Here is a 15,621-nt window from a genome sequence, read left to right on the forward strand (position 1 = left end):
GCATGAACGAATTTTTTCATTTGAGAAAGGAAATTATTATGGTTAAAAAAATTATTGGTGTCCTTGGCCTAGGTGTCTTCGGCCAAATGGTTGCCAAAGAGTTGGGCCGGTTTGGGTCAGAAGTCATTGCAGTTGATACTTCTGAACAAAAAGTCCAAGACATCGCTGATGCAGTGACCTACAGTGCTGTAGGGGACTTTACTGATATTGAACTTTTAAAAAATATCGGAATTATTAACTGCGACGTGGTGATTATCGCTACCGGTTCCAACCTAGAATCCGCCGTACTTGCAGTCATGCACTGCAAAAAACTTCATGTACCAAAGATCATTGCTAAGGCTCATTCCAAAACCTTTGAAGAAGTCCTCTATGAAGTAGGGGTCGACGCGGTGATTTCACCAGAACGAGATTCTGGTTACCGCCTAGCCTCTAAACTTTTACGTAACCGGATTGATGAAGTCCTCCGTCTCGATGAAAATACTTCCGTCATCGAATTTGATATTCCTGATTCATGGGTTGGCAAGAGCTTACAAGAATTAGACCTCCGCCAAAAATATGAAATTAACTTGATTGGAATCCGGCCAGAAAAAGGGGAACCAATGACCGGGGTCCCAATTAGTGACCCCTTACCTGATGAAATTGTCCTAGTAGGGATTGCAAATTCGCATACCTTTGAACACGAAGACTATCTCGGCAACATCCATTAAGCTCGTATAAACTATAAATTTTAAACGTGGGCTAACTAATCTAAGCCCTCAATATTTAGGTAGGCAGACCCAGAGAAAATCGCTGATTTTTTCTGGGTCTGCCTTTTTTATCTTAAATTAAACTATTTACATTTACGCTTGAATTAACCCATAGAAGACTTCCACTACAGGTTCGATCAAACCATCTGGGAAATCAAAGCCTTCTGTATGTAAAGGGGCATAATCTTCCCCGTCTCCCATAAAGAACATGGCTCCAGGTACTTTTTGAAGAAAGTAAGCAAAATCTTCAGAGGCTCGGAAGGGTTCTTCTAATTCCTTAATCGCTTGGCCTTGACCTTGACAGACTTGCCATATTTTATCAACAGCCTCACTATGGTTGACCGTAGCTGGAAAATATTCTTGACTATCCCAAGAAAATTCTAGCTGGTACTGCTTGCTCAAACTTTGAGCTTGCGCTACCACTAGGTCTTCTAAATGCTGTAAATCCTCATCATAGAGGGCCCGAATAGTGAGTCGCAGAACCCCTTGCCCTGCAGAAATGCCAAAAGCTTTTTCTCCCACAGCGACATGGACAATCGTCAAACGGATCATTCCTTTAAATAAGGAGTGGTCTGTCTGTATATTTTCTAAAGCGGACACCAATTTAGCCATAGCATAAGAGGGATTAATCCCATCTTCGGGACGCATGGCATGGGAGGGTTTCCCTTTAAAATACAAATTTAACCCCTTCGATGTCAGTGCCAAAGTCCCCTTGTTTAAAGCAACGGTCTGAAAAGGTTGCCCAGGATAATTATGGTAAGCATAGAAACTGTCAATCTTACATTCTGCAAAAATATCTAAACAAGCCTTAGCTCCTTCTCCCACTTCTTCAGCCGGTTGAAAGAGGAGTACAACATTTCTTTCAGGCTTAAGCCGGTTAATTTCTAAGGCTAAGCCGCACAGGGTTGCCGCATGACCATCATGACCACATTTATGGCCCTTGCCTGGTATTTGTGAAACATAATCTGCTGCAATCTTATCCTCAATCGGTAAGGCATCAAAATCTGCCCGAAAGGCAATTGCGCTAGCCTCAGGGTCACTGGCACCTTGATAAAAAGCATAGAAATAATGACCTCTATCCACAATCTCAAAAACATTTGTTTTTTCCTTTAGAAAATGGAGTAAATTAGCCTTAGTCCAAGTTTCTTGCCAAGATAGTTCTGGATGACGATGGAGTTGGTGACGTAAATCGATGCAAGTTGCTAAATCTTCTTTGAGCATACAAACGCTTCTTTCTGTAATTTGTCACTGCTATTATAGGAAATATATCCCCTAGCCTCAAGAGCTGGTTAACTAGAATCCCATTAGAGTTTACTTAATCATCACAATATTGTTCTATCCCTAACCCCTCTTTTATAGATTTATTGATAATATGCTGACATATTAATGCATTAAACCAAGCCTGATAAATCCTACTTATGCACAAGCCATCTGGGATGATTTGAACAAATAATATTAACTTATCTACAGTTTTCTGTGTATTACTTATTACTTACCCACCGTTATTCCATAAAAACAGCACTTATTCACAGATTTCTGTGGATAAGTGCTGTATGGTCTGTTAATATCTATTTATTTTGAAAGAGACATTTTTAGATTTTTTCTTAATTTAAACTTAGTTTTGACTGCCTTGCATGGTATTAGTTTGGTTATTTGGAGCTTTTAAAGTAATTTTGGCAGTCGCTTGTTTACCTTCACGGAGATAGGTTACCGTAATGGTATCGCCCACCTTGTAATCATAAAGTGCTTTCTTCAAGCTTTGGCTATCGGTAATATCGGTATCATTAACTTTAGTAATCACATCATATTGCTGCAGACCGGCTTCTTCAGCAGCAGAACCAGCCACTACTTCTACTACGATCGCACCATCGGTGGTGTTTTCATCTAATTTAAGAACTTCTTGGCGAGAATTCAAAGAAATTGCTGAAAGGTCATACATACTTACCCCTAATTGTGGACGTACAATTTGGCCATTTTCTTCAAGTTCTTGGGCAATCTTAGCAACATCATCCGCTGGAATCGCAAAGCCCATTCCTTCAATAGTTTCATCGGCTAACTTAGATGAGTTAATCCCAATTAATTTACCTTGACTATTCACTAAGGCGCCACCAGAATTACCAGGGTTAATTGCAGCATCTGTTTGTAGGACGGTCATTTCCCAGTCTGGATTACCATCACCATCAGAGTCAACTTGTTCTTGTCGGTCTAGGCCGGACACAATCCCTTGGGTTACAGAAGAGGCATACTCAGACCCTATTGGAGATCCGATTGCAATGGCAATATTACCGACTTTCACATCTTCAGATTTCGCAAATTCAATCGTTTGGGTGACCTTTGAAGCATCAATACTTAAAACCGCTAAGTCACTGAGTGAATCTGAACCCACAATTTTAGCTTCAAGGGTATCCCCATTTGCCATGGTGACTTCAACCGAATCGGCACCATCAATCACATGGTGGTTGGTTACAATATAAGCTGTTTTGCCATCTACTTTATAGACAACGCCAGACCCTGTTGCAGTTAAAACTTGTTGACTATCAAATTTATCTAAATCAATCCCACCATCTTGACCTTGTTCTTGGCCTTGACTATCTTCTTGATTTTGGAATTGGTTATAAGGGAAAGGAAGAGCATTTTGTAAATTTTGTTGGTTTTGATAATTTGAAACTGTCACGACAGCATCCCGAGTTTTATCAACCACTGAAGTGATAGTATTTTCAAAATCAGTCGAAGAGAGTGGCTGTTCTTGTGAATGTACCGGTTGTACCCGGTAATTAAAACCATATCCAATCAGTAAGAAAGTCAGACCTAAGACAAGAGCTCCGACCAAGCCTGAGAAAATTCCTCGCCAGTAGGTCGTTTTTTGTTTTTGTTTATTATAATTCATCGTCATCTTTATCATCCCTTCGTTGGTATCTTTTATTGATTGAAATTACTATACCATCTATTTATGAAATCTGTGTGAATTATTTTTCATTAATTATTAATAAAAAACGATTAAATATGGACGAAATTGAATTATAATAAAGAAGACAAGATGAATGGAGGGACACTATGTCAACTTTAGAAATTAAAAATTTACATATTGAAATAGAAGGTAAAGAAATTCTTAAGGGTGTCAATCTTACCCTTAATAGTGGTGAAATCCATGCCATTATGGGCCCCAATGGAACAGGAAAATCTACCTTAGCAGCAGCCATTATGGGCAACCCGGCCTATGAAATAACCCAAGGCCAAATCTCATTAGACGGCCAAGATGTTTTAGCCATGGAAGTGGATGAACGCGCCCGAGCTGGACTTTTCTTAGCCGTGCAATATCCATCTGAAATTCCTGGTATCACCAACGCCACCTTTATGCGGGCTGCAATTAATGCCCGTCGTGATGAAGACCATCAAATGGGAATTCCCGAATTTATTCAAAAATTAGATCAAAAAATGGCACTTTTGGATATGCCTGAAAGTATGGCCACTCGTTACCTCAACGAAGGTTTTTCGGGCGGTGAGAAAAAGCGCAATGAAATCCTTCAATGCCTCATGATTGAACCAGCCTTTGCGATTCTAGATGAAATTGATTCTGGCCTAGATATCGATGCCTTAAAAATGGTTGCCAAGGGTGTCAATGCCATGCGGGGATCTGAATTCTCTTCTCTAATTATTACCCACTACCAACGTCTCTTAAATTATATCCAGCCTGATATTGTTCACATTATGATGGATGGCAAAATTGTCATGACAGGGGGGCCCGAACTAGCGCAGCGCTTGGAAGCAGAAGGCTACAAGGAAATTTCTAAAGAGCTTGGGTTTGACCTTGATAGTCTACACGCCTAGGAGGTAGCATATGCACACACCTACGATGGACCAACACCAAGCTTTAATTCCCAACTTAAAGAAATTCCCCACTTGTTTTTTAAATAAAATGGAAGTAGCCAAAAAAACTTGGAAAAGTCTGACCCCACCCCAAATTGAACGGGTTGATTTTTCAGATTTTGATTTCTTCCAAAGTGATTTAAAAGATATTCCAGTCTTCCATTACGATGCTACTCAGTTAGCCCAATCTGGGGTCATCATCATGGACCTCTTCCAAGCCTGCCTTACCTATCCTGACTTAATTCAAGACAACCTTTTCTCCGTGATAGATAGTCAAGCCGACCAAGTTACCGCCTATAATTTGGCCTTCTTACAAGGAGGACTCTTTATCTATGTGCCACCCTATCTTGAATTAGACCAAGCACTTGATATCACAGTTCTCATTAATAATCAAAAACAAGCCGGCTTTAATCAACGCATCCTCCTCTTAGCTGACCACCATAGCCACTTTACCTATTTGGAACGCCTTCAAAGTCAAGGCCAGCAAGCCAACAAGGGCAGTCTGATGGTAGAAGTAATTGCTAACGAAGGAGCTCAAGTGAACTATCTTGCCTTAGATGCCATTGACTCCGCTCAAGGACAATTCTATCTTAAACGCTACGGAGCTACCCAGAAAGATGCCCAAATCAATTGGTCAATTGCTGCTATGAATCAAGCCAATACTATTCTTGACTTAGATACCTATCTATTAGGACCAGGATCACAGTCTTATGTTCAGATTGTGGCCATTGCCAACCAAGACCAGGTCCAAGTCATTGATTCTAAAGTTGTCAACCAAGCCAATTATTCTGTCGGTCATATTTACCAACATGGAGTGATCTTAGACCAAGCCCGTTTAAGCTTTAACGGAATCGGCCATATCATCAAGGGGGCCAAACAAGCCGATGCCCAACAAGAAAGTCGGGTCCTCATGCTCAGTGACCAGGGCCGGGGTGATGCCAACCCTATCCTCTTAATCGATGAATTTGAAGTCACCGCGGGTCACGCCGCTTCCATCGGTCAAATTGATGCTGACCAACTCTATTATTTAATGAGCCGCGGTCTCAAACGTAAAGAAGCAGAATACTTGGTTATTCGTGGCTTTTTAGGTTCAGTTATTCATAGTATGCCTAGCCGTCAAGTTCAAGACCAAGTGATTGCAATTATGGATCAGAAACTTGCATCCTTACGTGCATAGTGCCAGAAAGGAGGGGCCATGCAAGCCCACAACAAACCCAAAAAGATAGCTTGGCCACAAGACCAAATTCGCCAAGCCTTTCCTTATTTAAACTTACCCATCCAAGACCAAGCCTTAATTTACTTAGATACCGCCGCTACGAGTCAGAAACCTCAAAAAGTCATTGATAAATTAAGTCACGTCTATGCCACCCAATCTGCCAATGTCCACCGGGGGATTTATCAACTAGCTGACCAAGCAACGCAAGCCTATGAAGCTTGCCGCCAAACCGTGGCTGACTTCTGTGGTGCTGAATCCGCTAAAGAAATTCTCTTTAATGGCGGCACTACAATTGGTTTAAATTTTCTAGCCCAGAGCTTAGTGAAACCCCGTATGAAAGCCGGCGACCGCATTCTAACTACCCGTCTGGAGCACCACTCTAATCTAGTCCCTTGGCAAGTACTTTGCCAAGAGACCGGCAGCCAACTCCACTATCTTAAACTTAAGCCAAACTATCAAGTAGACTTAGCCGACCTTCAAGTCCAATTAGAAACTGGCGCCAAAGCCTTGGTCATCCACCATGTCTCCAACGTCTTGGGCGTAATCCAAGACCTAAAAGCACTTGCCGAATTGGCCCACCAATACGATTGTCTCTTAATTGTAGATGGGGCTCAAGCTGCGGGCCACTTGCCACTAGCCATATCAGACTGGGATGTGGATGCCTATGTTTGGTCCAGTCATAAAATGTATGGGCCTTCAGGTCTCGGTCTTTGTTATCTAAAGTCCGACCTCCAAGACCAGTGCCGCCCCTTCTTCTATGGGGGTGAAATGATCCATCAAGTCAATGATTATGAAGCGAGCTATAAAGAAGGCCCCTGGAAGTTTGAAGGCGGAACCCCACCCCTAGCCCAGGTTTTAGCCTTACCAGAAAGTATCGCCTTTATCCAAGATTTAGAGCTTTCTGCCATTCAAAAACATGAGCTAGACTTAGCTGCCTATGCTCGACAAGGCTTAGGAGAGCTCGGTGGTTTTGATATTTATTCACCACCCGGCACCGGTATTTTAGCCTTCAATATTCAAGACGTTCATCCCCACGATGCAGCCACAGCTTATGATTTAGAAGGGGTTGCTCTCCGAGCGGGTCACCATTGTGCCCAGGTTTTAATGCGGCAACTACAGATTCCTGCCTGTCTGCGGGTCAGTCTTGGCGTCTATAACACCCAGGCTGAAATTGATGCTTTCTTAGCTACGAGTCAAAAAGTAAAGGAGTTTTTTACCCATGGGGCTTGAACAATTAAATGATCTCTATCAAATGACCATCCTTGACCACGCCCAACATCCTCGACATTTTGGGTCACTCGCCCAAGCTAACTACCGGATGGAACTCTATAATCCTACGTGCGGTGATCAATTAGAGGTTCAAATGTTAGTCCAAGATGGAATCATCCAGGACATTTCCTTTATGGGAACAGGCTGTTCAATTTCCTTGGCCTCAGCCTCGATGATGACCCAAACCCTCAAAGGACACGATTTAGACCAAGCCCAGGAATTGATTCAAAATTTTGACTTCTTAATTGGCGGTCTAGACGACCAGGGGCAAACCCATTCTTTAAGTTTACAAGACCAAGCCCAACTCAAAGATGCTACTATCTTAGCCGGCGTCCGCAAATTTCCCGCCCGCTACAAGTGTGCTGCCTTAGCTTGGAAAGCTAGTCAAGCTTGTCTTGACCAACATTTACAAGATCAAACTCAGAAAGGAAGTGACTCAAGTCATGGCCATGATTCCACAAATTAATGATTACCAATACGGTTTCCGTGACCAAGCCGAAATTTTATTTTCCACTGGCAAGGGGCTTTCAGAAGAAGTTGTCCGAGCTATTTCCAAAGAAAAGCAAGAACCCCAATGGATGCTAGACTTTCGTCTCCAGTCTCTTAAAGAATTCTATCAGCAAGATATGGTCGATTGGGGGCCTGACCTATCTGCCCTCAACTTTGATGATATTATTTACTATCAAAAAGCCACCCCTAGACCCGCACGGTCTTGGGACCAAGTCCCGCAAGAAATCAAGGATACCTTTGAGCGAATAGGGATTCCCCAAGCCGAACGAGCCTATCTAGCCGGAGCCACCGTCCAATATGAGTCCGAAGCGGTTTATCATAACCTCAAACAAGAATTTGATAAATTAGGGATTATTTTTACCGATACCGACTCAGCCTTACGGGATTACCCAGAACTCTTCAAAGAGTATTTTGCTACTGTTGTAGCCAACAATGATAACTTCATTTCTGCTTTAAATGGGGCCGTTTGGTCTGGTGGATCGTTTATCTATGTGCCTAAGGGAGTGAAATGTGATATTCCTTTACAAACTTACTTCCGCATCAATAATGAAGCCACTGGCCAATTTGAACGGACCTTGATCATTGTGGATGAAGGGGCCTCAATCCATTATGTGGAAGGCTGTACCGCCCCAACTTATTCTACTGCTTCCCTCCATGGTGCAGTCGTTGAAATCATCGTCAAAAAGGATGCTTATTGTCGGTACACCACCATCCAAAACTGGTCCCATAATGTGTATAATCTAGTTACCAAGCGGACCCATGCCTATGAAAATGCTACGATGGAATGGGTGGATGGTAATATTGGCGCCCACACTACCATGAAGTATCCCTCCGTCGTCTTAAAAGAAGCCGGCGCCCGCGGCACGGTGATGTCTATCGCTTTTGCTGGTAAAGATCAAATCCAAGATGCCGGAGCTAAGATTTATCATATGGCGCCCCATACCTCCTCCTCAATTATTTCTAAATCCATCTGCAAAGATGGCGGTGAGGTAGACTACCGCGGCCAAACTTATTTTGGACCCAATTCACAAGGTTCTAAGGCTCATATTGAATGTGATACTATCATTATGGATGAATTGTCCAAGTCGGATACCATTCCCTTTAATGAGATTCATAATGGCCAAGTTGCCCTAGAGCATGAAGCTAAGGTATCGCGCATTTCAGAAGAACAACTCTTTTATCTCATGAGTCGCGGGTTAACTGAAGCCCAAGCTACTGAAATGATTATTATGGGCTTTGTCCAACCCTTCTCCAAAGAACTACCGATGGAATATGCCGTCGAATTAAATCGACTCATTTCATATGAAATGGAAGGTAGTGTTGGTTAATTTTAAAAACAGCTAGGAATCCTATGTTATAGGTATTCCTAGCTGTTTTTTTGACTATTCAATTAACAAAACATTTCTTTTCTAGTAAAATTTATCCAAAATCTTATCTTGCATCATTAATCATTATTCAGCAGCTTCAGTGATTGAAGTTGCCATAATAATCGCAGCCATCGGATCGACATGACTAATTGAATAGACAATATTATCCTCTTGCCAAATAATTTGGTTAACACCTAAATCAGAGGCAGCCCCTTCATCCAGGCTGATTTGTCCCTTATCTCGGGGTGCTGGCAACAAGTGCTCTTCCAAATAGGTCACAACTTGATATGGAAGTTCGATAGACTCAGCATTCTCCATGTTTGGGGTCCGGACCCCTAGCGCCCAATTGCCTTCCTGCCAATAAGTAAAGCGTGATCCAGCGCCACCATTTTGATAACCAATAATCCCATAGCCCAAATCAATTTCCTGACCATTTGTATCAATCACTTGATTCACAGCCTCTTGAGCTTGGTTCTTATCTGGATAGGTGACTTTTTCAAATGAAGCAAGGGGTTGTAAGTTATTAACTTTTGTATCGTCTAAGTCTATTGGATTTTCAGTGGCATAATAAAGAATTTTGAATTTTCCATCTTTTTCTTGGCCGGTCGTCGCAGCAGAAAGGAACTCAGGCGATTGTGCCGTTAAAATATGATTGGGCAAGGGAGTCTCAGGGTAAAGTTCCACCAATTGCCCCAAAATTTTCTGAGCTTGGTCCTCAGGTGACACTGTTTGAGCATTAACGGAAACAGGAGAGAATAGGGATTCGCACCCATGATTAACTTGGCTGGTCGTTCCTAGTACAAAGATTGAAGCTAAACAAGCAAGTGAAGCCTTAACTACTTGCTTATTATTTAATGCTTGCATGATTTTACCTCCTTTGGCAATATTCTAACTTATCCTGGATAGTAAAACTATATAGCTACTTTGATTACCTCCCTTCCTCCTAAAATTGTTTGATTTTGACGCATCCCTTCTAAACTTAGTGAACTTTTAGCGAGTTCCTTAGACATAAGTCTATATTAAAAAAGTGATTACAGTACCTCTTAAGTAAATTATAAAAATAATATTTTTTCATTGCAAATCATTAAATTTTATATATGTTATAAAAACAAACTAAGATTGACATTACAGTTTTTTTAAATATAAACCATAATCTCCGAAAAATTATAGTCAAGTCCACAATCCTGTGTAAAATACTATACAATGTCTTTTCGGCTTCTTACTGATCAAACTTAATATATTTTTTTGTAGAGCTCAGCCATTCATCATGAAGATCCATTAGAACAGCGCCTATTAATCGATTAGTTGAAGCTCGATTGGGAAAGATACGAATGATCTTTTCTCTTCGACGAATTTCTTGGTTTAGTCTTTCAAGGAGGTTAGTACTTTTTAGGCGGTTGTGGCCTGCGCCAATGACTGTGTATTGAAAAGCATCTTCGAAGCCATTATCTAAGATCTCACAAGCTTTTGAATATTTTTTTTGATCACTATATTCACTGACCAAGACATTCTTAGCTGTTCGAGCGAGTTCAATATCTGTAAACTTAAAAATAGCTTTTACCGCTTCTTTAAATGGTTTTGAATCCTTTTTTGGAATTGAACTAAAGATTTTTCGTAAAAAGTGCACTTGGCCTCTTTGCCAACTGGTGTTGGTAAAAGACTTACGAATGGCAGACACTAATCCTTTATGGACATCCGAAATAACGAGTGATGGTCCCTTTAATCCTCGATCTTTTAAGTACTCAAAGAAAACGGACCAAGTATCATCACTCTCTTCGTTTTGGATCATAAAACCAATGATTTCTCGGTCTCCATCTTCCGTAATTCCGATCGCAATATGGCAACTTTTAGAAAGAACCCGATTATCTTCTCGAATCTTTATGTAGACCACATCTGTTATCAAGTAAGGATAGTTTTTATCCGAAAGCGATCGGTTCTGCCACTCTTTGACCAATGGGTCTAATTGTTCAGTCAGACTTGACACAAAAGATTTAGAGACTGATTTACCACATAATTCTTCAACAATTTTTGAAACTTTACGTGTGGGTACGCCAGAAATATACATTTCTAGCATTGAAGCGAGCAGTGACTTTTCATTTCGCTGATAGCGTTCAAAAACCGTCGGCGAAAAGGCGTCGTCACGTGTTCTGGGGACTCGTAATTCAAGCGTTCCAACGCGAGTCGTTAAATCTCGTTCGTAGTAGCCATTTCGTTGAGTCCGTCGGCCTTCAGATCGTTCATAGTCTTCAGCTTGAATATATTCCGTTCGCTGGTTTTCCATCAATTGGTTGAAGACATTGGTTAAAATGTTTTTCGAGACATCATCTGTAACTGATTGTTCAATAATGTCTTCAATCTCTTCGCTATTCAGTGTAATGTACTTGGGTCATGTAAAGTCCTCCTGGGTATGTTTTAGTGGTTAAAAAAATTGTACCGAAAAAGGGCTGTTACATGGCCTTTTATCTTTTACACAATTATATGGACTTTATCGAAATTATTCACTGCATTATTAAACCATAAAATATAAGTAAATTATAAAACTATATATACTTTTCAGAGCCTTATCACATACTTTTAGATTAGGCAACCGAATAAAAATAGCTTATATCCATCCACTCTAATAAAAAAACAATCTTTCTTGAGATAAAAAGTCTCGTAGAAAGATTGTTTTTTAACAACTATCAGTAATTATCGATTAATTGAACGCGCGATCATAGAGAGCGTATGACGTTGGCCGCGGATGGCTCGGCTCATGACTAAGATATTGTCAACTGGCGCTAAACCACCATAACCGGCATCACCAATATGTTGCATATCTACGCCACACATCTTATTTTGGATGGCCATATACCGGATTGTTTCTGGCTCAGCCGATTCTTGACTGGTACCGATAGCAGACATCACAAGTGCTCCATGACGGTGAGCAATCTTAACTGCCTCAGTCAATTCTTGGGCTTGGAAGCCAGGCACTGAACCAACTGAAGGGGCTAAAATAACATCCGCTCCGGCATCAATCAAAGCTTGCACAACATCCAAGTCTAAGACCGGTTCATCCACCCCAGCCGCATGCATCTTACCAGCTATAATCAAGCCTGAATAAGATTGGCGGGCTTGTTTGACTGTATCAATAATGGCTTGATTAGTAACGCCAGTCCCTGGATTCCCGGTAAAGCAAACGAAATCCATCCCCAGTTTTTCTATTTCAGCTAAGGTTTCAGAATTAGCTTGACGGCCTTTAGGAATTTCAATCAGCTCACTCATCATCTCAATATTAGGGTCAACCGGTTCTAAATTCACCCCAATGGGACGACCCACTAAATGATGAAGTCGGTCTACAAAATTACCTTCATAGTCACCCAATCCATTAATAACTGGATTCAAAACATCCAAACCATTTAACAAGAGTAAATCTGCCCCGAAAGCGCGTGCCATTTCAGCATTGGTAATATCCCCAATCACAGGCGCTGCCATGACCACATTTTCAGAAACAATGATTCGGCCTTCTGATGCTTTTATACTTTGTTTTAATTCCGCACCAGACATTGCTAAAATCTCAGACGTATTCGCACTTAAAAAACGTTTTACCATGTAAAAACCTCCTTTTAAATATAGATCTATTTTACCACGGAAAAGCCCTTTCACAAATATTTATAAAAAACTCGGGAGAGGGACAAAAAGTCCCGCTCCCATATACTGAAGTTCTATAAATATTTTAGTTCTGTCGCCATAGCTGGATCAGTCATATGCAATTTAATCTGACGTTTAATATCAAAATCATACTGTGTCAAGGTATCTTCCATGGCAGACAAGGCTAGAACCTTTGTATTATTATCTCGACTTAAGTGGCCCAGATAAATATCTTTAGTCTTTTCACCGATTAAATCTATCATGGCTAAGGCACCATCTTCATTCGATAAATGTCCTTTATCACTCAGGATGCGTTGTTTCAAGGACCAGGGATAGGGTCCATACCTCAGCATTTCAATTTCATGGTTGGATTCAATTAAATATGCATCGGCATTTTTCAGTAAGTCCCGAAGTCGTTGACTAACATAACCTGTATCAGTCAACATAACAAACTGCTTTTTAGACCGTTGAAAGGCATAAAATTGTGGTTGAATTGCATCATGACTTACATTGTAGGTTAAAACATCAATATCTCCAATGGTAATCATCTCTTCATTTTCAATATATTTAATGTTTTCTGGAGCAATTTTACCAATCATATTCGCCATCACCGACCAGGTTTTTCGGTTGGCATAGATAGGTAAGTTGTATTTACGTGACAAAACCCCAACCCCATGAATATGGTCTTTATGTTCATGGGTGACTAGGATGGCATCCACTTGGGCAAGTGACCGGTCAATTTGTTGAAAGAGACCTTCGATGCGTTTGCCACTTAGACCCGCATCCACCATCAGATGGGTTGTCGCCGACTCAATATAAGTACAATTACCTGAAGAACCAGAAGCTAAAATTGAAAAGCTTAAGTCAGATGGCCCTTGCTTAAAAGGACTATTAATATTTAAATTTAAGGTTTTTTCCAAAGACATCTAATCACTTTCTAAGTTGCTTAATTAAGGATACAGGATTAAGTTAGCTTATCATGCTAAGACTTAGTCTGCAAGTCTTAGAAGCCACCTGCTCCTGAGCCGCCCCCAAACCCACCTGAAGATCCGCCTGAGAAACCGCCCCCGAAACCGCCTGAATTGGATCCAGAATAGGAAGAAGGTTTAGGTGCTGCGGATACAATGTTTTCAGAGACAGAGTTACGTAGCATTTGATTAATATAAAAGGGATTGGAATAGAAGGTACCCGGCATAGATAGGGTTTCAAGCTCTTCTGCTCCATAGGTTTTATTCATGGCATCTATCACTTTATCCGCCACCCCCAAGGAAACTGCGTAGACCAAATATTCGTCCCACAATGGTAGAGATGCAACTTGGCGCATATCCATTTGCCCGACATCTTCTAACATATTAGCAAAACCTTGCCATTCTTTCGTCATTTTATCTTGTTGGGTCGTCATAGGTGGTTTCTTCCACACTAAGACCATGAGCACAATAAGGGCTAGAATATTTGCTAGATTCCAAATCATAATCGCTACCCATACTTGCCAACCCATTTGAGGCCAGAAAGACACGAGACTTAAGAAAGTTGCAATTACAGTCATCACAATCCCTAGGACACATAGAGCGAATAAAGCATTAATGATTTTAGGTTTGGGACCGAAGAGACGTTCCCCTTTGACTGCTGCATTATTTTTAAACCGAGTCCAATAGGAATTTTGTTGTTTACGGTAAGACTTATGGTGAGAAATCCGTTCTGAAATATCTTCCAAAGTTTGGCTTTGACCTTCTTCAGGTGTTAAATAATCTAAAACATATTGTTCGTGTTTTTGTAAAAGGTCCCGACTCGGCGCTTGTGGATTCAGGGAAATCTCTAAGGTCTCATCTGTACCGAAATTTAAAAAGCCCCGTTTTTCTTTCTTAATTTCATTTAAATGAATATATTTTTTACGAGCTAGATCTAGTATCGTCGCAGAAAAATCATCACTATTCGGCTCAGGTCTTAGGACCGCCGCTGCCATAACAGCTGGACTCACATCATCTGGTAGAGAGTAGACATGGTCTGGCACATGCACGGGTTGAGGATTGGCTTTCTTACGTGCTCTGAAATAAAAGAAGTATAAAAAGACTGTCATTGGTAAGCCTAGTAAAGCAAAAACAGCTGCAATACTTAAAAGAATAAGTTGGTTTTTCTGGTGGGCCTTCCGGTCTGCTTCCACCTGAGCATTCTCCGTTTCAATAATGTTCTCTTTCTTATTTTCTGCCACAACATTGGTATTATTCGGCGTTAAAGATGTTGGGAAGATTGCGTGAACTTCGACAAATTGATTTGAGGGATTACTCGGTACTTCTACCTCAATATACGATTGGTTATTCTCTGTTTTAGGGTAGACTTGACCATTACTTGGGCCATGTCCCCAAGCCCGAAAGTCTTCTTTATTCGCTACTTTACCCGGTAAATTAATTCGTGCTGTGACATCTAACCTTTCATCAATAGCTGAACCAACAATTTTTTGATTAAATTCTGCTGTGTCATTGTAGTTGGTAATTACTCCGTCTAAGGTATATTCTAAAACCAATTTAACCTTTTGATCTTCAGTACGACGATAAACAGTGAAAGTCCCTTCTCGCCCGTTATCTACATAAGAGAAGGTATTATCCGTTTGATTATTAGACTCCTTTAGATAGTCAACCTGACCTGTTTCTGAATTGAGAATACCCACTTTATAATTGGTTAAGGTATGTCCACCGTAGTCCTTGTTCACACGCATACCATTAAAATAATTCACATCATAAGTATAAATTTCTTGGTAGTGTACATCGCCGGAAGCTTCAACATCAGCAACAATATCTAGCGCAGTGATATCAAAATCCACATCTTGGGCTTGAACTCTTGGTGCGAATACCAAGACCAGAAAAGTTAAGCTGAGAGCAAGCAACAATCTAAAAATCTTTTTTATTTTATTAGTCATACTTTTCCACATTCCCTTCCACTTACTTAAGCTTATTTTACCATGAAATAAAATTTTCCTAACTAATTTTGAGTCAGATTTAATAAATATTTTATTTATGAATTA

General features: G+C 40.7%; 12 protein-coding genes and 1 pseudogene. 6 read left to right on the forward strand and 7 right to left on the reverse strand.

Annotated elements, in window-relative coordinates:
• Window positions 1–38 precede the first annotated feature (38 nt).
• Entirely contained in the window at window positions 39–707 is a 669-nt protein-coding gene (locus HMPREF9257_RS07310) for a potassium channel family protein (protein WP_006418802.1), read from the forward strand.
• Between the two features lie 132 nt (window positions 708–839).
• Here HMPREF9257_RS07310 and HMPREF9257_RS07315 read toward each other — a convergent pair whose 3' ends face one another.
• Together HMPREF9257_RS07315 and HMPREF9257_RS07320 are read right to left on the reverse strand one after the other, a co-directional pair.
• Window positions 840–1,967 (reverse strand): M20 metallopeptidase family protein, encoded by a 1,128-nt coding sequence (locus HMPREF9257_RS07315; RefSeq protein ID WP_006418766.1) that lies wholly within the window; start codon window positions 1,965–1,967, stop codon window positions 840–842.
• 394 nt (window positions 1,968–2,361) lie between these two features.
• Window positions 2,362–3,639 (reverse strand): S1C family serine protease, encoded by a 1,278-nt coding sequence (locus HMPREF9257_RS07320; protein ID WP_006418971.1) that lies wholly within the window; start codon window positions 3,637–3,639, stop codon window positions 2,362–2,364.
• Between the two features lie 161 nt (window positions 3,640–3,800).
• Between HMPREF9257_RS07320 and sufC the strand changes: the two genes are divergently transcribed.
• From sufC to sufB, 5 genes are read left to right on the forward strand one after another with little or no spacing between them, the layout of a single operon-like run.
• Window positions 3,801–4,574 (forward strand): Fe-S cluster assembly ATPase SufC, encoded by a 774-nt coding sequence (sufC, locus tag HMPREF9257_RS07325; RefSeq protein WP_006418929.1) that lies wholly within the window; start codon window positions 3,801–3,803, stop codon window positions 4,572–4,574.
• A 10-nt stretch (window positions 4,575–4,584) separates the two neighbouring features.
• On the forward strand, window positions 4,585–5,790 hold the full coding sequence (locus HMPREF9257_RS07330) for a SufB/SufD family protein (RefSeq protein ID WP_006418740.1): 1,206 nt from the start codon (window positions 4,585–4,587) through the stop codon (window positions 5,788–5,790).
• 18 nt (window positions 5,791–5,808) lie between these two features.
• Entirely contained in the window at window positions 5,809–7,059 is a 1,251-nt protein-coding gene (locus HMPREF9257_RS07335) for an aminotransferase class V-fold PLP-dependent enzyme (RefSeq protein WP_006418828.1), read from the forward strand.
• Window positions 7,049–7,564 carry a Fe-S cluster assembly sulfur transfer protein SufU gene (sufU, locus tag HMPREF9257_RS07340; RefSeq protein ID WP_006418903.1) on the forward strand — a complete coding sequence of 172 codons (516 nt, stop codon included), beginning with the start codon at window positions 7,049–7,051 and terminating at the stop codon, window positions 7,562–7,564. Before HMPREF9257_RS07335 ends, sufU begins: the two co-directional genes overlap by 11 nt.
• Window positions 7,548–8,936, forward strand: a complete 1,389-nt coding sequence (sufB, locus tag HMPREF9257_RS07345; protein WP_425358106.1) for a Fe-S cluster assembly protein SufB — start codon at window positions 7,548–7,550, stop codon at window positions 8,934–8,936. Before sufU ends, sufB begins: the two co-directional genes overlap by 17 nt.
• Window positions 8,937–9,059: 123 nt before the next feature.
• Here sufB and HMPREF9257_RS07350 read toward each other — a convergent pair whose 3' ends face one another.
• From HMPREF9257_RS07350 to HMPREF9257_RS09310, 5 genes and pseudogenes are all read right to left on the reverse strand, one after another.
• Entirely contained in the window at window positions 9,060–9,839 is a 780-nt protein-coding gene (locus HMPREF9257_RS07350; protein ID WP_006418902.1) for a hypothetical protein, read from the reverse strand.
• 355 nt (window positions 9,840–10,194) lie between these two features.
• Window positions 10,195–11,365, reverse strand: a pseudogene (locus HMPREF9257_RS07355) (IS256 family transposase).
• A gap of 298 nt (window positions 11,366–11,663) precedes the next feature.
• A complete protein-coding gene (locus tag HMPREF9257_RS07360; RefSeq protein ID WP_006418721.1) occupies window positions 11,664–12,563 on the reverse strand; it encodes a DUF7916 family protein in 900 nt (299 codons plus the stop codon).
• Window positions 12,564–12,676: 113 nt separating this feature from the next.
• Window positions 12,677–13,528: an MBL fold metallo-hydrolase gene (locus tag HMPREF9257_RS07365; RefSeq protein WP_006418904.1), complete on the reverse strand. Its 852-nt coding sequence runs from the start codon at window positions 13,526–13,528 to the stop codon at window positions 12,677–12,679.
• Window positions 13,529–13,605: 77 nt separating this feature from the next.
• Window positions 13,606–15,516, reverse strand: coding sequence for a DUF2207 domain-containing protein (locus HMPREF9257_RS09310; protein WP_176686290.1), 1,911 nt, complete (start codon window positions 15,514–15,516; stop codon window positions 13,606–13,608).
• Window positions 15,517–15,621: the final 105 nt, after the last annotated feature.

Source organism: Eremococcus coleocola ACS-139-V-Col8 (genome assembly GCF_000183205.1).
Classification (GTDB): Bacteria; Bacillota; Bacilli; order Lactobacillales; family Aerococcaceae; genus Eremococcus; species Eremococcus coleocola.

What these genes read in the sequence shown, in the direction of transcription:
- HMPREF9257_RS07315 (WP_006418766.1), bottom strand. Translation starts at nt 1,967, where the DNA reads ATGCTCAAAGAAGATTTAGCAACTTGCATCGATTTACGTCACCAACTC.
- HMPREF9257_RS07365 (WP_006418904.1), bottom strand. Translation starts at nt 13,528, where the DNA reads ATGTCTTTGGAAAAAACCTTAAATTTAAATATTAATAGTCCTTTTAAG.
- sufC (WP_006418929.1), top strand. Translation starts at nt 3,801, where the DNA reads ATGTCAACTTTAGAAATTAAAAATTTACATATTGAAATAGAAGGTAAA.
- HMPREF9257_RS07310 (WP_006418802.1), top strand. Translation starts at nt 39, where the DNA reads ATGGTTAAAAAAATTATTGGTGTCCTTGGCCTAGGTGTCTTCGGCCAA.
- HMPREF9257_RS09310 (WP_176686290.1), bottom strand. Translation starts at nt 15,516, where the DNA reads ATGACTAATAAAATAAAAAAGATTTTTAGATTGTTGCTTGCTCTCAGC.
- sufB (WP_425358106.1), top strand. Translation starts at nt 7,548, where the DNA reads ATGATTCCACAAATTAATGATTACCAATACGGTTTCCGTGACCAAGCC.
- HMPREF9257_RS07330 (WP_006418740.1), top strand. Translation starts at nt 4,585, where the DNA reads ATGCACACACCTACGATGGACCAACACCAAGCTTTAATTCCCAACTTA.
- sufU (WP_006418903.1), top strand. Translation starts at nt 7,049, where the DNA reads ATGGGGCTTGAACAATTAAATGATCTCTATCAAATGACCATCCTTGAC.
- HMPREF9257_RS07360 (WP_006418721.1), bottom strand. Translation starts at nt 12,563, where the DNA reads ATGGTAAAACGTTTTTTAAGTGCGAATACGTCTGAGATTTTAGCAATG.
- HMPREF9257_RS07320 (WP_006418971.1), bottom strand. Translation starts at nt 3,639, where the DNA reads ATGACGATGAATTATAATAAACAAAAACAAAAAACGACCTACTGGCGA.
- HMPREF9257_RS07350 (WP_006418902.1), bottom strand. Translation starts at nt 9,839, where the DNA reads ATGCAAGCATTAAATAATAAGCAAGTAGTTAAGGCTTCACTTGCTTGT.
- HMPREF9257_RS07335 (WP_006418828.1), top strand. Translation starts at nt 5,809, where the DNA reads ATGCAAGCCCACAACAAACCCAAAAAGATAGCTTGGCCACAAGACCAA.